Raw genomic sequence first — 18121 nt, 5'->3', positions numbered from 1 at the left:
TGGGTGTCGGGGTGGGCGTCGGGGTCGGGGTCGGGGTCGGGGTGGGCGTGGGCGTCGGGATCAGCTTGTTGACGGCCGTCACCGAGACCCCGGTGGTGAGGTTGTCGGCGGTCAGCTTCAGCGGGCCGAACACCGTCACCTCCGGCGCGGAGTAGCCGTCCGGCGGGCTGGTCTCCTGCCAGTAGTACGTCCCGACCGTGCCGGCGCCCTGGCAGATGCCGTCGGCCCCGGTCGTGCACGGGTCGCCCACCGCGGTGTCGGGCTTGTCGCCTGTGCTCTGCAGCCCGTCGGTGCCGTTGGTGTCCTTCCACAGCCGGAACTTCGCGCCCGCCAGCGGCTTGCCGTCCTGGTCGTGCTTGACCAGGCGCAGCGCGCCCTCCTGCTGCCGGAACCCGAAGTCGTAGGTGTGGTCGTTCTCACCCGGTCCGCCGGTGGTCAGGGCACGTTCGACGTACTGCCCGCCCGCCGGGACGACGCCCTTGGAGTCGACGAAGTGGTTGTCGCCGACGTCCGCCGTGGTGGGCACCCACTGGTACAGGGGGCCGTCCTTGGCGTAGTCGGCCGGGTTGTCGAGCTTGACGGTGTACTTGGTGCGCGGCTTGAGGCCGCCGGTGACGTTGGAGTCGTCGAAGTAGTACTCGCCGCGCGCGGTGGTCTTCGTGGTACCGACGAGCTTCCCCGACTCGTCGTACAGGTTGACCGTGGCCCCCGGCACCGGGCGCTGGCCCGGCAGTTGGAGGCCGGAGCGCTCGGGGTCGTACCAGACCCGGTTGCCGATCTGGAGCGGGGCCTGGTCGCAGAGCACTTCGAGGTCGCCCATCGAGGCGCCCTTGCCGAACGGTGCCGCCCCCGGCGGGTTGAGCCGCAGGCCGAACTTCGGGTCCTGCTGGCCGTTCCGCTGGAGGAACGAGGTGCCGTAGCCGAAGGCGGTGTGGTTGGGGTCGAACGCGGAGGTCGCGATGGTGTTCTCGACCTTGGAGAAGGCCATGCCGGCGAAGGCCGTGTTGCGGTGGCCGCCCCAGCTGGTGTCGAAGAACCGGGTGCCCCGGGGGGACAGCCCGCAGCCGTTGTTGGTGTCCATCACGTAACTGCCGTTGACCGGGCAGGCCTTGTTGAGGTCACCACCCGACATGACGACGGCGACGGAGCCCGGCGTCGGTCCGGCCGGGGCACGATCGCCGAAGCGGTCCCGGAAGGACAGCAGCATCGAGCCGTCGGTCTCGAAGGCGATCTCGCCCAACTCCGGCTCGGGGTTGGCGATGGTGCTGGCACCGCAGGGGTTGCCGTTCTGCGAGGTCGGATAGGTGTTGGTCCACGGGAACCAGCCCGCCCCGTCGCAGGGCCCGCCGCCGACGGTGCTCTGGCGCGGGTAGTCCAGCGGCTGCGTGAGCACCGCCCCCGCGAAGGCGCCGGTGCCGAGGTCGAACGGCAGCACGACCGCGCGCAGGTCGGAGACCTTGCCGGTGGACTCGCCCGAGCAGACGCCGCCGAGGTAGCCGGTGCCGTCCTGCAGGCCGAGGCCGAACGGCCGCCAGTCCACGGCCGCCGGACAGCCGGGGTCGGGGATCGGGTAACTGGCCTTCGGTGCGTCCGCCGTGGGCCCGGTGGCGTCGTAGCGGTAGAGCTTGCGGTCGTTGAGGTTGACGACGAAGAGGTCCTTGCCGTCGTCGGTGATCTTGATGCCGCCGAGGCTCTCCTTGCCCGGTACCGCCAGGAACCCGTCGTCGGTGCCGCCGCCGTGGGCGGTCGCGCCGGCGTTCGGGACGGTGGTGAAGAGCTTCGTGGTCTTCGTGGCCAGGTCGGTCACGTAGATCGCGCCCGCGCCGCCGGGGCCGTAGTCGGTGGTGCGCTTGGCCACGGCGGAGGAGAACAGCCGGCGGTCCGCCCGGTTCCAGGCGATGCCGAACAGGGTGCCGGTGTCGGCGTTGGTGGCGAGGTCGGTGGCGTTGACGTCCACGCCCTCCTGGCCGCGCGCGCTGTAGGGGAAGGACAGCAGCGTGCGCTGCGCCCCGCCCTCGCGCGTGGTCGGCTGGCAGGCCGAGACCAGCGGGGCGTTCTTCTGGCAGTAGTCGCCGGGGCTCCACAGTCCGGTGGTGTAGGAGACGTTCTTGCCGCCGGAGAGGTCGACGAACTCCTCGTTGCTGCTCAGCTGGTTGGGCGCGCCGGTCAGACCCTGCTTGGAGGCAAAGGCCGGGTAGAGCTTGCCGGGCTTCGGATTCACCACCTGGACGCGGTACTTGCCGCCGGTCGGCTTGGCCGCGGCCGGCGCCAGCGTCACCGTGCCGTCCGCCGCCGTGGTGCCCTCGATGCTCGTGCCGGCGTCGTCGGTGAGGGTCACCCTGACTCCGGCCAGCCCGGGTTCCAGCGCGGGCGTCCACACCCCGCTGGTGTCGACGGCCCGCACCACGCGGACGGTCACGGCGCCGTCTCCCGCCTGCGGGAAGGCCTCCGGCGCGGCCACCAGCGAGACCGCGCCGATGCCGACGGCCAGCGCCGCCGCCGCGCCGAGGGTCCGGCGGCCGGGCGCCCCCGGCCGTCGTCGTTCCGGGCCGCGCGGGGCACCCGGTTCCTGTGCACGTGTCGTTGTCATCCCTGCTCTCATGGTGGAGTTGGGCCTGCCGCCCCGACCTCGGATAGGAGTCGCGTATGGCGGAAAGCCGCCGTTGGTAAGGGGAGCTTAAAGGGGGCTTATGGAAGTTCGCAGGAGAACCAGGAACTTTGACATCCCATCAGATGTTCCGCCCTCTTCGACCTGATGGATCGTCAACTATGGCTGCCGGGAGCGCACGCAGGCGCACGGGAAGCAGCCGCCCGCGCCCCCGAAGCGCGCCCGGCGTAGGGTGCGGTCCGGACGAGAGGGGATCACCGATGCGGGACATCGTGCGGGAGTCGGCGGCGGCAGGCCGCCTGGTGGTGTGGGAGGAGTCGGCGCGCGACGGCGCTCAGGCCAAGACCTTGATGCCGGGCGGCTTCCGGGTGCGGCTCGCCCGGGAGCACGGCGCGGTGTTCGGCGCGGACGGGCCGCGCCACGTGGTGTTCGCCGCCGGATTCCCCGCCGTGTGCGCCGAGGAGTTCGAGGCGGTGCGGCAGGTCGCCGTCGAGACCGAGGGACAGGTTTCGGCCGCGGCCGTCTGCCGGGGCACCGAGGCCGACGTCCGGCAGGCGGTCGCCTCGGTGCGCGGCGTCGCGCACGCCCGGGTACTGGCGGTCGTCCCGGCCTCCGAGGCGATGGCCCGGGTGATGACGCACCGGGGCGCCCGCGAGGCGCTGGCGCACGGCACGGACCTGGTGAAGACGGCGCGCGACCTGGACGAGGACGTCGCGATCGATCTGTGCCTGGCGGACGCCTCCCGCGCCGACCACGGCCTGATGGCCGAAGCGGCGGGCGGGTTCACCGCCGCCGGGGCCGGAACCGTGGTCCTCGCCGATACCGTCGGGCGCCAACTCCCCGGCGAGGCGGCCGAGATGTTCGCGCGGGTGGCGGCCGCGGCCGGTCCCGGGGTGGTACTGGGCTCGCACCTGCACAACGACCTGGGCCTCGGGCTCGCCAACACCGTCCAGGCCGTGCGCAACGGCGCCCGGGTGGTAGCCAGTTCGTGGCTCGGCCTGGCCGAGCGCTCCGGACTGGTAGCCACCGAGCAGCTGCTGTTCCTGCTCGCCCACGACCCGGAGCGCGCGGCGGCCCTGCTCGGCGCCGACGCGCGCGCAGCCGAACTGTGGTGGCGGGCACCGGACCTCACCCGGCTGCCGCGCATCGCCGCCCTGGTCTCGGAGCAGACCGGAGTACCGCTGACGGTGACCACCCCGGTGGTCGGCACCGGGGTCGCCACCATCTCCACCGGCACGCCCTTCGTCGACCCCCGGCTGTTCCAGCCCTACGACCCCACGGCCCTGCTCGGGGTCGAACCCCGGATCGTGCTCACCCAGTTGGCCAGCGCCCGGGTCGTCACGGCGGTCGCCGAGCGGCTCGGCCACCGGCTGGACGCCGCCGGGGCCCGCGCGGCCGCGGCCTGGGTGAAGCGCCGGGCGTTCCGCACCGGCGAGGCCGTCGTCGACGAGGAACTCTTCGCCGCCTATCTGGACGGCGTCGGGGTTGCCCGCACCACCACCAGCACCATCACCACCACCACCAGCACCGCCGAGGACACCCCGTGACGCCGACGCCCCCCGCCTGCGAACTGTCCGACCTCGCGGCCGTCCGCGCCGCCCTCACCCGGGGGCGGGCCGTGGTGCTGCCCAACCCCGCCCCGCTGACCTGCGTCGTCGCCGCCACCCGGCCCGAGGCCGTCAACACCGCCAAGCAGCGCCCGGCGGAGCAGGCCGTCGCGCTCTGGGCCCACCACCCGCGGACCCTGGACGCGCTGACGGAACGGCTCGACCTCGGCCCGGACGCGCTGCGGCTGGCCCGGCGGCTGCTCGCCGAGGAGCACCTCACCGTGCTCGCGCCCGTGCGCCGCCCCGAGCAGGCGCCGCCCTGGCTGGCACCGGCCACCAAGGACGGCTGGACGCTGCTGTTCGGCGCCCGCTGGCAGCCGCTGGCCGGCCTGCTGGACGCCTTCCCCGTGCTCTACGTCAGCAGCGCCAACCGGACCGGCCACGACCCGGCGCCCGGGCCCGCCGAGGCCCTCGCGATGTTCCCGCCCGACGTGCCCGTCCTCCGCTCCCCCGTTGCCGACGGCGACCAGGACGGGGCCGGAGACACCGGCAGGGCGGCCACCACCACCGTCCGCCTGTACCCGGACGGCCGGCTCGCCCTCCACCGGCACGGCGCGCAGGACCGCGCCTTCGCCGATCCCGAGCAGTACCTGGCCCGGTTCGGGAACAACCAGGGACGATGACAGCCGGGAAACGTGACGGCCAGGGGCGGCCAGGGGCGGTCACGGCCGTGGACGAACTCCGGACGGCCCTCGGCCGCCGCCCCTGGAACGGATTCGCGCTCGACGGACCGTAGTTCGTGGTCGTCGAGCGCGAAGCCGCTTCCCGCCGAAGGCCGTGACCGCAGGGGTCGGGGCCGGTGGTCAGATCCGGGACAGCAACCGGGCGAGCCAGGCGGTGCGGGTGCGGCGGGCCGTGACCGACAGCTCCGCCCGGGGGTGGAGGGCGTCGAACCCGTGGCAACCCCCGGCCCACACATGGAGCTCGGCGTCGCCGCCGGCCGCCCAGAGGCGGGTGGCGTAGTCGGTGCACTCGTCGCGGAAGACCTCGGCCGAGCCGCTGTCGAGGTAGGCGGCGGGCAGACCGGCAAGATCCTCGGCTCGGGCGGGCGAAACGTACGGGGACACCTCGTCGGCGGGCGTCGCGCCGAGAACGGAGCGCCAGGCGAAGGCGTTCATCTCCCCGGTCCAGACGCCCGGAACGCCGGAGTACTGACGACTGGAGACGGTGGTGCCGCGGTGGTCCAGCATGGGGCAGACCAGGATCTGACCGGCCGGCGCCGGCGTGCCGAGGTCACGGGCCCGCAGGGCGACGCCGGCGGCGAGGCCGCCGCCCGCACTGGCACCCGCGACCACGATCCGGTCGGGGTCGATCCCCAACTCGGCGGCGTTCTCTGCGATCCAGCACAGTCCCTGGTAGCAGTCCCCCGCGACGACCTGCCCCTCGTGCTCGGGAGCGAGCCGGTAGTCGACGGTCGCGACGACGAGGCCGAACTCGTCCAGCCACTCCAAGGGGATGTCGAGCTGGGAGAAGCGGTCACCCATGACCATCCCGCCGCCGTGCATCCAGTAGACGCACGGGGCTGCGGCACCCTCGCGGTCGTGGTCGGCCGGCGCGAGGACCGTCAGCGGGATCCCGGTGCCGTCCTCGGCGGGGACGGTGAACTCCCGCCGCTCGACGCTCCGGTGGGCGAGCAGCGGTTCGACCGGGGCCACGGCCAGGCGGCGCAGCCCGGCCAGGGTGTCGGAGCCGGGCCCGGTCGGCAGGGGCATCCGGGCGAGGAAATCGCGCAGTTCGGGGTCGAGCGCGGGTCGGGCGGTGCTCATGGTCGGTACGGCCTTTCGGGGGGAGGGTCGGGGGACGGGAGCGGTCAGTGTGCGGCGACTCTGCCGCCGACCGGCACGAGGTCGGTGAACTCCGCCTCCCCGGAGAGGAGTTCGCCGACGCGGGCGAGAAGGGCCCGGGCCGGCTCGCCGGCGAACACCCGGTGGTGGTCCGCCTCGCTCGTCCAGCCCTCGACGACGTGGACGCGGTCCGGGTCGGTGGCCGAGCGCGAGACCAGGTAGACGAGGCAGTGCTCGTCGGCCCCGGGGTTGCCCCGGTCGATCCCGGTCAGCAGCAGCTCGGCGAGGCGTTCGCCGAGGCCGGGGCGGGCGGTCATGGTGGCGTGGAACCCGTAGGTGACGGCCATCGGAGCGGTCCTTCCGGTGAGGGGGTGCGGTGGTTCCAGTCAACCGGGATGCCCCGCGCGAACGTTAGGGCGATGCTCGCCCGCCCTTGCCCGATCCTCGCGCCGACGGGAAGAAGGGCCCGGGCGGTGCTGGAATGGGCACATGTCCCTCGACGAACTGCGCACCCTGGTCGCCCGGCACGCCCGCCCGGACTCGACCACCGCCCTCGACGGCGTGCTGGTCTCCCGGGTCGACCGGCCGGGTCTCCCGGCGCCCGCCATGTCCGGAACCGTGTTCGCGGTCATCGCCCAGGGCGCCAAACGCCTGGCGCTCGGCGACCGGGTCTACACCTACGGCGCCGGGCAGTACCTGGTCGCCTCCGTCGACCTGCCGGTCACCGGGCAGTTCACCGGGATCGGACCCGACCGGCCGGCGCTGGGCGTCGGACTGCTGCTGGAGCCGTCCGTGATCGCCGAACTGCTGCTCCGGGCCGGGCCCGGGGACGTCCCCCGCGACACGGGCGCACCGTCGGGGATCGCCGTCGGCGACGCCTCCGAGGCCCTGCTCGACGCGGTGGTCCGACTGCTGCGCCTGCTGGACGAACCGCGCGACCGGGCCGTGCTCGCCCCACTGGTGAAGCGGGAGATCCTGTGGCGGCTGATCACCGGGGAACAGGGCGCGACGGTGCGTCAACTCGGTCTCGCAGACTCGGGGCTGAGCCATGTCTCGCGCGCCGTGCGCTGGATCCGCGAGCACTACGCCGAACCGTTCCGGGTCGAGGACGTGGCCAGGCTGTCCGGTCTGAGCGCCTCCGCCTTCTACCGCAACTTCCAGGCGGTGACGGCGATGAGCCCGATCCAGTTCCAGAAGCAGATCCGGCTCCAGGAGGCGCGGCTGCTGCTCGCCACCCACCCCGGGGACGTGACCGGGGTGGGGCGACGGGTGGGGTACGACAGCGCCTCGCAGTTCAGCCGCGAGTACCGGCGGCAGTTCGGCGAGGCGCCGAGCCGGGACGCCGCCCGGCTGCGGGAGGACGGGGGCGCCCCGGCGGCCGTCCTTCCGTGAGCGGCGGCGGGAGGATCGGGCAAGGGGACGGGAGGATCGTTCTTCCATCGCCGCAGGTCAGGGCGGTTCACTGGAACCAGTCGCTCTTCCGTGGCGCGGAGTTCCGCGGACACGGCCCTTCCGAGCAGAGGATTCCCGATGGACACCATCCTGATCACCGGCGCGTCGTCCGGGTACGGCCGGCGGACCGCCCTGCACTTCCACGCCCGGGGCTGGCAGGTCGTCGCGGCCGTGCGCACGCCGCGCCCGGACGCGCTCCCGGTCTCCGAGAGCCTGCGCGTCGTCGAGCTCGACGTGACCAGGCCCGAGAGCATCACCGCCGCCCTGGAGGCCGCGGGGCCCGTCGACGTCCTGGTCAACAACGCGGGCATCCCGGCGATCGGGGTGTTCGAGGGGACGCCGATGTCCCGGGTGCGGGAGGTGTTCGAGACCAACACCTTCGGTGTCATGGCCACCACCCAGGCGGTGCTGCCCGCCTTCCGCGAGCGCGGCAGCGGCGTGGTGGTCAATGTGACCTCCAGCGTGGTGCTCGGCCATATGCCGCTCTGCGCGCTGTACAAGGCCAGCAAGGCCGCCGTCGAGGGGTTCACCGCGTCGCTCGCGCTCGAACTCGCGCCGTTCGGGGTCCGGGCCGCGACGGTCCAGCCGGGGGCCTGCCTCACGACGAACTTCGCACGGCGGACCACCGCCGACGGGGCGGCGGGAGCCTCCGTTCCGGCACCCTACGCCGAGTGGGCCGACCGGGCGATGGCCGGGTTCACCTCGCAGGAGCTGTTCACCACCGAGGAGGACGTGGCCGAGGCGGTGTGGCGGGCGGTGCACGACACCACCGGGCAGCTCCGCTTCCCGGCCGGGGCCGACGCGCACCGGCTCGCCTGGGCCAGGTGACCGGCCGCCGGCCGCCGGGGTGCGGGCTGCTCAGCCCCGGTCGAGCGCCGAGACCAGGCTCGCCACCGTCACCGTGTTGAAGACGAAGGCGATGACGGCGTTGGCCGCCACCGTGCGCCGCATCTCCCGGGAGGTCACATTGACGTCGGTGGTGCCGAAGGTCGTCATGACGGACACGGCGAAGTACATGTAGTCGGCCCAGACGGCGGACTCTGCCCCGTCCCCGGTGCCGGTCCCGCTGCCCGGGAACTCCAGCGCGCGTTCGTCCTCCACCAGGTTGTCGGCGTGGAAGGCGACCGCGAAGGAGACGAGCACGCACACCCAGGCCTCGACGACCAGCGCGAGCGCGATCGCCACCCGGACACCGACCAGGAGCGCCGACCCGAGATGGCCGGGGCGCCAGACCAGGGACACCACCAGCGCGGCCGCCGCCACGAAGACCGACACCCCCGGCCCCGGGGCGCTGCCGAGCAGGTAGCGCTGCACGACGGTGCCGCGCTCGGAACGCCGCGCCCAGTCCCGGATCCGCTCCGGCGAGGCACCGGCGAAGGCCAGCAGGGTGGCGGTCAGATAGGCCGACAGATAGGCGAACAGCACCAGGACGGCGACATCCGCCCCGGACAGCAGGGCCGCCCCCTCGTGGAGCGCCACCAGCAGGACGAGCACGGCCGCCGCGACGGCCGCGACCAGCAGGCTCGCGGCCGAGCGGCGGCGTTCGGAGAGCCAGGAGTGCACCGGCGGGCTCCTCGGGAAGGCGGCTGGCGGGGCGGCCGCCGACGACGCGGCGGGCCGCCAGTGTAAGGGCCCGGGCACCGTCGGCCCCGGTAGGCGGGTCCGGCGTCGCGACCCTCTCGGGTGCCACGGGCGACCAGCGGGGAGTCCGGCACCGACCGCCCCCGGCTTCTGCCGGCCCTCTTCGAGCACCAGTGGTCGCAGTCCTGCCGCGTCGAGGAGGAACTGCCGGGCGAGGTCGAGCGGCAGGTGCTCCACGCCATGGCACGCGTCGACAAGGACGAGGTCGGCGCCCGGGAGCTCGACATGTCGCTCCGCACGTACCGGAGCCATGTCTCGACGCTGATGCGGCGGCTGGGAGCGGCGAACCGGTTCCAGGCCGCGCTCGCGGCCCGTGCGCGGAAGTGGATCTGACCCGGCACCACCGACCGGGGGCATCACGGACGGGCTCGCCGTCCGGCCGCCGTCAACCCAGTCCGGCCGCCGCCGCCTGCTCCCGGTCGTAGGAGTCGCGCGAGCGGGCGATGGCGTCGCGGTGGCGCTCCGCCCAGGCGGTGAGGCCCTTGAGGGAGGCGTAGAGCTCGTCGGCCATCTCGGTGCCGCGGTACTCCACCTTGGGCGGCACGGTCGCGTAGACGGTGCGCTCGATCAGTCCGTCGCGTTCGAGGTTCCGCAGCGTCAGGGTGAGCATACGGCGGCTGATTCCGGGTACGGACCGTTCGAGTTCGGTGAAGCGGACCGGACCGTGGCTGAGGTTGAGCAGGATCCCGATCGCCCACTTGCCGCTGATGCGGTTGAGCGCCTCCAGGACGGTGCACGCCTCGCGGGCGGGGGCCGGGTCGTCGAGGTCGGCCTCCTCGAGGTCCTCGATCACATCGTTGTTCCCCAGGAACATGAAAGTGCCTCCTTACGGTGGGACTTGATGGTCACACAGGATGGTCGCTGTAACAAGAAGTGCCCTCAGGGAGCGCGGGCGCCACCGGGCGCCCCTCCCCGGCCATTCCCCCGAAGGACTCCTCCGATGACCACGCAAGCCCCGCCGTCCCTCCAGCCTTCCAGGTCACGCTGGTTGGCACTGGGGGTCCTCTGCACCGGCAACCTGATGATCATCCTCGACGGTTCGATCGTGACCGTCGCCCTGCCGACCATCCAGACCGACCTCGGCTTCACCCAGTCCGGCCTGGCCTGGGTCGTCAACGCCTACCTCATCGCGTTCGCCGGGCTGCTGCTGCTCTCCGGCCGACTGGGCGACCTGCTCGGCGGCCGCCGCGTCTTCAGCGCGGGTCTGGGCCTGTTCACGGTCGCCTCGCTGGCCTGCGGCCTGTCCTCCTCCTCGACGGCGCTGGTGGTGTTCCGGTTCGTCCAGGGGGTCGGCGGGGCACTCGCCTCGGCCGTCGTCCTGGGCATGATCATCACCCTGTTCCCCGACGCCGGCGAGCGCGGCAAGGCACTGGCGGCGTACGCCTTCGTCTCCGCGGCCGGCGCCTCGCTGGGCCTGATCCTGGGCGGCGTGCTGACCCAGAGCTTCAGCTGGCCGTGGGTGTTCTACGTCAACGTGCCGATCGGCCTGGTGGCGCTCGTGCTGACGCAGAGCGTGGTGCCCGGCGGGAAGGGAGCGGGGCTGCGCGAGGGCGCCGACCTGGTCGGCTCGGTGCTCGCCACCGGCGGTCTGATGCTGCTGGTCTACACGATCATCAAGGCCGAGGAGTACACCTGGGGCGACGGCCGCACGCTGGGCCTGCTGGCCGGCTCGCTGGCGCTGCTGGCCGGTTTCGTGGTCCGCCAGGCGTACGCGGCCAAGCCTCTGCTGCCGCTGCACATCTTCCGCTCCCGGGCGGTCTCCGGCGCCAACGGCATCATGGTCCTGATGGTCGCCGGCCTGTTCGGCTACCAGTTCTGCACCGCGCTGTACTTCCAGAACGTCCTGGGCTACGACGCCTTGAAGACCGGGCTCGCCTTCCTGCCCGCGCCGGTCACCATCGCGATCGTCTCGCTGGGCTTCGCGGTCAAGCTGAACCAGCGGTTCGGGCCCCGCCGGGTGCTGGTCGTCGGCCTGCTGCTGGTGGCCGCGGCGCTCGCGCTGCTGGCCCGGGTGCCGAGCGACGGCAGCTTCCTCGTCGACATCGTGCCGCCGTTCGTGCTGCTCGGCCTCGGCTTCGGCGCGGCCATGCCGGCGCTGATCGGCCAGGCCATGTCGGTCACCTCGCCCAACGACGCCGGCATCGCCTCCGGCCTGGTGAACACCACCCAGCAGGTCGGTGCCTCGATCGGCACCGCCGTGCTCGCCACGGTCGCCGCCTCCCGCACCGCGACGCTGCTCGGCGAGGGCGACAGCAAGGTCGAGGCGCTCACCGGCGGCTTCCACCTCTCCTACGGGCTCAGCGCCGTGTTCGTGGGGGTCGGCGTCCTGGTGGCCGCGTTCTTCCTGCGCAGCCCCGCGGCCGCTGCCGAGAGCATCCCCGAGCCGGACCTCGAATCTGCGGATTCCCCCGTGCCGCAGATCTGACGGTCCCCGTGCGGCCGTTCCGGAAGGCTCCCCGGAACGGCCGCACCACCCTGACGGCGCGCAGCGCCGCCGGGGCCGCACCGCACCACGTCGGAGCCCGTCGACCGAGCACACCCGCGAGCATCCCGCCGCCAAACCCGCGGGCCCCGGAAGAGGGCCCGCATAGGGGGACGGTCAGGGGGTTCGGATCCGGACGGAGCCAGCAGACTCGTCGCATCGTCCGTGGCCGGGGCCGTCAGCGCCTCCCCCGCGGGGTGGGCGGGCCCTGCGCCGTCCACCGTTCCCCCCTCTCGCGCAGGATCGAGAAAGAATCCATGTACACCAGACGCCGTTTCCTCCGCTTCCCGGTCACCCTGACCGCCGCCGCTGTCATCGGCCCCGCCGTCCTCACGGCCTGCTCCGACTCCTCCGCCCCGCCCTCCGCGAAGAGCGGCGGCGGCACCCTGCGCTACGGCGCCGCCGTCGAACCCGACAGCTGGGACCCGCACGCCGCGTCCACCGCCGTCACCGGGCGGCTGCTGCGCCCGGTGCTGGAGTCGCTGGTCGCGGTCGCGGCGGACGGGACCGTCAAGCCGTGGCTGGCCGATTCGTGGACGGTCTCGCCCGACGGTCTCACCTACACCTTCACCCTGCGCGCCGGCGTGACCTTCAGCGACGGCACCCCGTTCGACGCGGCGGCCGTGAAGGCGAACTTCGACCACGTCACGGCGGCGAAGACGGCGTCCAAGCGGGCGGCCGGCCTGCTCGGCCCCTACAAGGAGACCGAGGTGGTCGACCCGCGCACGGTGGCCGTCCACCTGACCGCCCCGCACTCCTCCTTCCTCGGCTCGGTGGGGAGCACCTTCCTCGGCTTCCACTCCCCCGTCGCACTGCGCGACCACGCGGGCGACCTCTCCTCCGGCGGCGCGTTCGTCGTCGGCACCGGCCCGTTCACCTTCGAGTCGGTGACGCCCGGCCAGCAGGCGGTGTTCAAGCGCCGGTCCGACTACAACTGGGCCCCGCCGACCGCCACCCACCAGGGGCAGGCGAAGCTGGAGAGCATCGTCGTGCTGCTGCTGAAGGAGGACGCCTCCCGGGTCGGCGCCCTGACCTCCGGTCAGGTCGACGCCGCCGAGCTGATACCCGCCAACCGGCTGGCCGGACTGCGCGGCCAGAACGGCGTCCAGGTGGTCCGCAAGGCGGTCCCCGGCGTCCCCTACACCTACTACCTCAACACCGCCCGCGCGCCCTTCGACGACCCGCGCGCCCGGCAGGCCGTCCGGCACGCCATCGACTTCGCCGGGATCGTCAAGGGCATCTTCCAGGGCGAGTACGAGCAGGCCTGGGGGCCGCTGGCGCCCTCCACCCCCGGCGCCGAGCCGTCGTTCGCCAAGCCGGCCTGGGAGTACAGCAAGGAGAAGGCGGAGAAGCTGCTGGACGAGGCCGGCTGGACCGGGCGGGACGGCGAGGGCTACCGCACCAAGGACGGCAAGCGCCTCACCGCCGAGCAGCCGTACGTGCAGACCTTCGTCTCGGCCCAGAACCACACCTTCGACGTGGGCGTGCAGGACGCGCTGAAGCAGGTCGGCATCGAGCTGAAGCTGGTGCCGCTGGACTCCGCCGGCTCCATCGGGCGCACCGGCAAGGGCGACTACGACGTGTTCGCCTTCGCCTGGCAGGGCTCCGACCCGAGCCTGCTGGGCAACCTCTACCACTCCAAGTCCCAGTTCGGGGGCGGCGGGGCGAACGGCAGCCGGGTCAAGGACGCCGAGATCGACGGCTGGCTGGACCAGGCCGAGGCGACCGTGGACGCCGCGCAGCGCGCCGAGCTGTACCGCAAGGTCCAGCGGAAGATCGTCGAGCAGGCGTACTCCTTCCCGGCCTACATCGCCACCATGGACGTCGCCCGGCACGGCAAGGTGAACGGGCTGGTCCTGGACGTCGACGCCAACACCGACTTCTACGGCATCGGGGTGGCCTGAGGTGTCCGACCGCGCCCGGCTCGCGCCGCGACGGCACGTGCCGCCCTGGGCCAGGTTCGTCGCCCGGCGGCTCGCGGCGGGGCTGGTGGTGGTGTGGGGGACGCTCACGGTGACGTTCTTCGCCCTCCACCTCGCCCCCGGCGACATCGTGGACGGACTGATCGGGCCGGGCGCCGCGGCAACCCCGGCCCTGCGCGGCCAGGTGATCGCCGAGAACGGCCTGGACGACCCGCTGCTCCTCCAGTACGGCCGCCAGCTCGCCCAGTTGGCGAGCGGCGGCCTCGGCTGGTCGTACCAGCTCAACGAGCCGATCGAGCGGCTGCTCGGCAGCCAGCTCGGTCCGACCGTCGAGCTGGCGGTGTCCGCGCTGGTCACCGCGCTGGTGCTGGCGGTGCTGGCGGCCGCCCTGACGGTCGGCCGGGGCCGGACGGTGCGCGGTGCCGCCGGTCTGGCCGAACTGCTGATGGTGTCGATGCCGTCGTTCTGGCTGGGCATCATCCTGCTGACGGTGTTCTCCTACCGGCTGCACGCGCTGCCCTCGATCGGGGCGGACGGGCCGGCCGCGCTGGTACTGCCGACGCTGGCGCTGGCACTGCCGCTGGCCGGAGTGCTCGCCCAGGTGATCCGCCAGGAGCTGGAGACCACCGACGGCCGCCCGTTCGTGCTGACCGCGCGCTCGCGCGGCCTGGGCGCGACGGCGGTACTGCTGCGGCACACCCTGCGGCACGCGCTGCTGCCGCTGACCACGCTGTCCGGTTTCGTGCTGGGCAGCCTGTTCGGGGGCGCGGTGCTGGTGGAGAACATCTTCACCCGGCCGGGCCTGGGCCGGGTGCTGGCCAACGCGGTCGGCTCGCGCGACCTGCCGGTGGTCAGCGCTCTTGTGGTCATCTCCAGCGCGGCGTTCGTGGTCATCAACACCCTGGTGGACGTGCTCCACCCGCTGATCGACCCCCGGCTGCGCGAGGGAGGTCCGGCATGAGCACCGTGACCGCCCTCCTCGACCGGCCGGCCGCGGCCGGCGCCCGCCGGGGCGCGCTGCTGCGCTCGCCGGCCCGGCTGGCACCGCTGGTCCTGCTGGCCGCGGTGGCGCTCGTGCTGGTCTTCCCCGGGGTGTTCGCCACCCACGCCCCCGAGGCGACGGACGTCGCGGCGGCGCTGCGCCCGCCCGGTGCCGAGCACTGGCTCGGCACCGACCAGCTCGGCCGGGACGTCTGGTCGCGGCTCGTGCACGGCACCCGGCTGTCGCTGCTGATCGCGGTCGGCGCGACGGTGATCGGGGTGGGCGGCGGCGCGCTGCTCGGTCTGGTCGCCGGCTGCGGCGGACGGCAGGTGGACTTCGCCCTGATGCGGGTGGTGGACGTGCTGCTGGGCTTCCCCGAACTGCTGCTCGCGCTGGTGGTGGTGGCGCTGCTGGGCGGCGGCACGGTCAACGTGGCGATCGCCATCGGCGTCGCCGGGGTGCCCCACTACGCCCGGCTGGTGCGCGGCCAGGCACGGCTGGTGCTGCGCTCGGAGTACGTGGAGGCGGCGCGGGTGCTGGGGGTGCCGGCCTGGCGGTCGGTGCTGCGGCACGTGCTGCCGAACGTCGGCGGCCCGCTGGTGGTGCTGGCCTCGATCGGGCTGGGCTCGGCCATCATCTCGGGCTCCGGGCTCAGTGTGCTCGGCCTGGGTCCGGTCCCGCCGGACGCGGACTGGGGCTCGATGGTCGCCGACGGCAAGGACTTTCTCCAGACGGCCTGGTGGATCTCGATCTCGCCGGGCCTGGCCGTCTCGGTCGTGGTGGTCTGCACCACGCTGATCGGCCGTTCGCTGCAGTCGAGGGCGGTGCGATGACGACGACGACAACGGAAGCGACCGCGGCGAAGGCGGCGGCCGGGCACACCGGCCCGTCGGTGCCGCTCGTGCGGGTGGAGGGGCTGCGGGTGTCGTTCCCCGGCGCGCCGCGGCCCGCCGTGGACGGGGTGTCGCTGGCCGTCGGCGCCGGGGAGTGCGTGGCGCTGGTCGGCGAGTCCGGCTCGGGCAAGTCCGTCACCGCCCGTTCCCTGATCGGGCTGGCGGGCGCCAGGGCCCGGGTCTCCGCCCGGACCCTGGAAGTGGCCGGGGCGGACACCGCGGGCTTCGGCGAACGGCAGTGGCGGGCGGTGCGCGGCCGGCGGGTCGCCATGGTGTTCCAGGACGCCCTGACCGCGCTGGACCCGCTGCGCACCGTCGGCGCCGAGATCGCCGAGGCGGCCCGCCTCGGCGGCACCGCCGGCCCGGACAGCGAGGCCCGGGTGGTGGAACTGCTCACGGCGGTGGGCGTGCCGGAGCCGGAGGCCCGCCGCACCCAGTACCCGCACCAGCTCTCCGGCGGGCTGCGCCAGCGCGCGCTGATCGCCTCGGCGCTGGCCGCCGACGCCCCGCTGCTGATCGCCGACGAGCCGACCACCGCGCTGGACGCGATCGTCCAGGCGCAGATCCTGGCACTGCTCGGCCGGCTCAAGGACGAGGGCCGGGGACTGCTGCTGGTCAGTCACGACCTGGCGGTGGTGGCGCAGTTGGCGGACCGGGTGCTGGTGCTGCGGCGGGGCGAGGTGGTGGAGAGCGGGCCGGCCGGCCGGGTGCTGTCCGCCCCGGAGCACCCGTACACCCGGATGCTGCTGGACGCGGTGCCCTCGGGCCGCCCGCGGGCCCGTCCCGCCCAGGCCCCGCCCGGGGTAGCGGAGGCAGCGGACGCGGAGGCAGCGGACGCCGGGGCACCGGACGCGGAAGAGGCGGCCCCGGTGCTGACCGGGCGCGGGCTGGTCAAGTCCTTCGCCCCGGGCGGGCCGAGGGCCCTCGACGAGGTCGGGTTCACCCTGCGGGCGGGCGAGGCACTGGGCGTGGTCGGCGAGTCCGGCTCGGGCAAGACCACGCTGGCGCGGGTCGCGATGGGTCTGTCCCGTCCCGACGCCGGGGAGGTGCTGCTGCACGGGCGGCCCTGGTCGGCGCTGCCGGAGCGGCGGCGCCGGGCCGGGCGCTCGGCGATCCAGTTCGTCCAGCAGGACCCGTACGCCTCGGCGGACCCCCGGTTCACCGTGGCGCGGATCATCGGCGAGGCGCTGCCCGGACTGCGGCGCGCCGAGCGGGCCCGGCGGTGCGCGGAACTCCTCGACCAGGTCGGCCTGCCGGCCGAACTGCTCTCCCGGCGGCCGCACCAGCTGTCCGGCGGTCAGCGCCAACGGGTGGCCATCGCCCGGGCGTTGGCGTGCGGTCCGCAGGTGCTGGTCTGCGACGAGCCGGTGTCGGCGCTGGACGTCTCGGTCCAGGCGCAGGTGCTGGAGCTGCTGGACCGGCTGCGGCGCGAGCGGGGCATCGCCCTGCTGTTCATCACCCACGACCTGGCCGTGGTGCGGCAGGTCGCCGACCGGGTGCTGATCATGCGCGGCGGGTCGGTGGTCGAGGAGGGCGGGACCGAGCGGATCTTCGAGGCCCCCGCCCACCCGTACACCCGGGCCCTGCTGGACGCCGTCCTGCGGCTGCCCGGCACGGAAGGCGCGGACCGTGCGGACAGTGCGGAGGACGCAAGCAGTAGCGAAGGCACGGGCAGTACGGAAGGCGCGGCCGTCACCGGCCACGACGACGCCCCGGAACAGGACACCGAACACGCCGCCGGGCAGGACGGCGAGCACGTACCGAAGTGGGAGACATGACTGACACGACGACGGACGCCGCCCCCGAGGCCGCCGAGCTGTGGCTGCGGCGGGCCGAGGAGGTCGCGGCGCGGCTCGCACCCGGCGCCGCCCGGCGCGACCGCGAGGGCACCCCGCCGGTGCGGGAGATCCAGCTGCTGAAGGACACCGGCCTGGTGACCCTGCTGGGGCCGGTCGAGCACGGCGGGGGCGGCCAGAACTGGTCCACCGCGTTCCGGGTGGTGCGCACCGTCGCGGCGGCCGACGCCTCGGTCGGCGAACTGCTGGCCCACCACTACGTGTGGGTGTCGATCGCCGAGTTCATCGGCACCGAGGAGAAGATCCAGCACATCGGCGAGGTGTCGGCCCGGGCCCGGTGGTTCTTCAGCGGGTCCTCCAAGCCCCGCTCGGCGCCCCTGGTGATCCAGGACACCGGCCTGGAGATGCTGTTCCACGGTCGGCTGGAGCGCGCCCTGGGCCACCCGGTGTCGGACATCACCATCCTGGAGGGCTTCCTGGAGGACGGCGACACCCCGATCAGCGCGCTCGCGATGAGCGAGCACGTGGGGCTGTCCTTCGAGCCCGGCGCCGAGGAGATCGGGCTGCGGTCGCTGGCGGCCGGGACCGTGGTCGCCGACGGCGCGAACATCCCGTGGACCGGGGCGCTCGGCCACGTCGACAAGACCTTCGTGCCCCGGGTCTACAACACCTTCCTCACCCCGGCCTTCCAGCTCGCCCAGGCCAACGCGCTGATCGGCGCGGCCCGGGGCGCGCTGGAGGCCGCCGCCGCCCGTGCCCGCGAGCAGTGGTCGCAGGCGCCGCTGACCGAGGCCGCCGCCGCGGACGCGGCCCGGCACCACGGCGCCCTGGCCTCCTCGCTGTGGGCGGTGGAGGCGTTCGCCGACACCGTCGGCGCCGAGGCGGACGCCCTGCACGCCCGGCGCCGCACGGTGACCGAGGAGGAGCGCGGCCGGCACGCCGTCCGGGTCGCGG

Annotated in this window: 16 protein-coding genes; 11 read left to right on the top strand and 5 right to left on the bottom strand. The window is 73.9% G+C overall.

The annotated features are described in order from the left end of the window. On the bottom strand, positions 1–2590 hold a 2590-nt coding region (locus BI06_RS24620), incomplete at its 3' end, for an SdrD B-like domain-containing protein (protein ID WP_082558661.1). A gap of 278 nt (positions 2591–2868) precedes the next feature. Between BI06_RS24620 and BI06_RS24615 the strand changes: the two genes are divergently transcribed. Then, positions 2869–4155, top strand: coding sequence for a 2-isopropylmalate synthase (locus BI06_RS24615; RefSeq protein WP_082558660.1), 1287 nt, complete (start codon positions 2869–2871; stop codon positions 4153–4155). Continuing rightward, positions 4152–4838, top strand: coding sequence for a hypothetical protein (locus BI06_RS24610; RefSeq protein WP_043471687.1), 687 nt, complete (start codon positions 4152–4154; stop codon positions 4836–4838). Before BI06_RS24615 ends, BI06_RS24610 begins: the two co-directional genes overlap by 4 nt. A 180-nt stretch (positions 4839–5018) precedes the next feature. On the opposite strand, the gene BI06_RS24605 is transcribed toward BI06_RS24610, so the two are convergent. Beyond that, positions 5019–5981 carry an alpha/beta hydrolase gene (locus tag BI06_RS24605; RefSeq protein ID WP_043471685.1) on the bottom strand — a complete coding sequence of 321 codons (963 nt, stop codon included), beginning with the start codon at positions 5979–5981 and terminating at the stop codon, positions 5019–5021. A 44-nt stretch (positions 5982–6025) separates the two neighbouring features. Continuing rightward, on the bottom strand, positions 6026–6346 hold the full coding sequence (locus BI06_RS24600; RefSeq protein ID WP_043471683.1) for a putative quinol monooxygenase: 321 nt from the start codon (positions 6344–6346) through the stop codon (positions 6026–6028). Positions 6347–6488: 142 nt separating this feature from the next. Here BI06_RS24600 and BI06_RS24595 point away from each other — a divergent pair, with 142 nt between their 5' ends. Both BI06_RS24595 and BI06_RS24590 read left to right on the top strand, forming a co-directional pair. Beyond that, positions 6489–7391, top strand: a complete 903-nt coding sequence (locus BI06_RS24595; protein ID WP_030397965.1) for an AraC family transcriptional regulator — start codon at positions 6489–6491, stop codon at positions 7389–7391. A 138-nt stretch (positions 7392–7529) separates the two neighbouring features. Then, a complete protein-coding gene (locus BI06_RS24590; RefSeq protein WP_043471681.1) occupies positions 7530–8279 on the top strand; it encodes an SDR family oxidoreductase in 750 nt (249 codons plus the stop codon). A gap of 30 nt (positions 8280–8309) precedes the next feature. On the opposite strand, the gene BI06_RS24585 is transcribed toward BI06_RS24590, so the two are convergent. Next, positions 8310–9014 carry a DUF1345 domain-containing protein gene (locus BI06_RS24585; RefSeq protein ID WP_030397963.1) on the bottom strand — a complete coding sequence of 235 codons (705 nt, stop codon included), beginning with the start codon at positions 9012–9014 and terminating at the stop codon, positions 8310–8312. Positions 9015–9134: 120 nt separating this feature from the next. Between BI06_RS24585 and BI06_RS53790 the strand changes: the two genes are divergently transcribed. Further along, a complete protein-coding gene (locus tag BI06_RS53790; protein ID WP_043471679.1) occupies positions 9135–9425 on the top strand; it encodes a LuxR C-terminal-related transcriptional regulator in 291 nt (96 codons plus the stop codon). 52 nt (positions 9426–9477) lie between these two features. Here the strand turns inward: BI06_RS53790 and BI06_RS24575 are convergent, their stop codons facing one another. Then, a complete protein-coding gene (locus BI06_RS24575) occupies positions 9478–9906 on the bottom strand; it encodes a helix-turn-helix domain-containing protein (protein ID WP_043471677.1) in 429 nt (142 codons plus the stop codon). A gap of 126 nt (positions 9907–10032) precedes the next feature. Between BI06_RS24575 and BI06_RS24570 the strand changes: the two genes are divergently transcribed. The 6 genes from BI06_RS24570 to BI06_RS24545 all read left to right on the top strand — a co-directional run. After that, complete coding sequence (locus BI06_RS24570) at positions 10033–11517, top strand: MFS transporter (RefSeq protein ID WP_030397961.1); 1485 nt, start codon at positions 10033–10035, stop codon at positions 11515–11517. Between the two features lie 314 nt (positions 11518–11831). Further along, complete coding sequence (locus BI06_RS24565) at positions 11832–13478, top strand: ABC transporter substrate-binding protein (protein ID WP_043471675.1); 1647 nt, start codon at positions 11832–11834, stop codon at positions 13476–13478. 1 nt (position 13479) lies between these two features. Beyond that, positions 13480–14457 (top strand): ABC transporter permease, encoded by a 978-nt coding sequence (locus BI06_RS24560; protein ID WP_233290283.1) that lies wholly within the window; start codon positions 13480–13482, stop codon positions 14455–14457. Further along, a complete protein-coding gene (locus BI06_RS24555; protein WP_030397958.1) occupies positions 14454–15311 on the top strand; it encodes an ABC transporter permease in 858 nt (285 codons plus the stop codon). Before BI06_RS24560 ends, BI06_RS24555 begins: the two co-directional genes overlap by 4 nt. Further along, complete coding sequence (locus BI06_RS24550; RefSeq protein WP_063795017.1) at positions 15308–17149, top strand: ABC transporter ATP-binding protein; 1842 nt, start codon at positions 15308–15310, stop codon at positions 17147–17149. The genes BI06_RS24555 and BI06_RS24550 overlap by 4 nt, the downstream gene beginning before the upstream one ends. Continuing rightward, positions 17146–18121 (top strand): acyl-CoA dehydrogenase family protein (locus BI06_RS24545; protein WP_043471673.1); only part of this gene is annotated, 976 nt, incomplete at its 3' end. The genes BI06_RS24550 and BI06_RS24545, both read left to right, overlap by 4 nt.

Origin of the sequence: Kitasatospora sp. MBT66, assembly GCF_000710405.2 — a bacterium.
GTDB lineage: Bacteria > Actinomycetota > Actinomycetes > Streptomycetales > Streptomycetaceae > Kitasatospora > Kitasatospora purpeofusca.
Note: the sequence above shows the minus strand (reverse complement) of the source record. Positions and strands in the feature narration are given on the sequence as shown.

Coding starts and splice junctions, on each gene's coding strand:
- BI06_RS24615 (WP_082558660.1), top strand. CDS start 2,869: ATGCGGGACATCGTGCGGGAGTCGGCGGCGGCAGGCCGCCTGGTGGTG.
- BI06_RS24605 (WP_043471685.1), bottom strand. CDS start 5,981: ATGAGCACCGCCCGACCCGCGCTCGACCCCGAACTGCGCGATTTCCTC.
- BI06_RS24600 (WP_043471683.1), bottom strand. CDS start 6,346: ATGGCCGTCACCTACGGGTTCCACGCCACCATGACCGCCCGCCCCGGC.
- BI06_RS24595 (WP_030397965.1), top strand. CDS start 6,489: ATGTCCCTCGACGAACTGCGCACCCTGGTCGCCCGGCACGCCCGCCCG.
- BI06_RS24590 (WP_043471681.1), top strand. CDS start 7,530: ATGGACACCATCCTGATCACCGGCGCGTCGTCCGGGTACGGCCGGCGG.
- BI06_RS24575 (WP_043471677.1), bottom strand. CDS start 9,906: ATGTTCCTGGGGAACAACGATGTGATCGAGGACCTCGAGGAGGCCGAC.
- BI06_RS24570 (WP_030397961.1), top strand. CDS start 10,033: ATGACCACGCAAGCCCCGCCGTCCCTCCAGCCTTCCAGGTCACGCTGG.
- BI06_RS24565 (WP_043471675.1), top strand. CDS start 11,832: ATGTACACCAGACGCCGTTTCCTCCGCTTCCCGGTCACCCTGACCGCC.
- BI06_RS24555 (WP_030397958.1), top strand. CDS start 14,454: ATGAGCACCGTGACCGCCCTCCTCGACCGGCCGGCCGCGGCCGGCGCC.
- BI06_RS24550 (WP_063795017.1), top strand. CDS start 15,308: ATGACGACGACGACAACGGAAGCGACCGCGGCGAAGGCGGCGGCCGGG.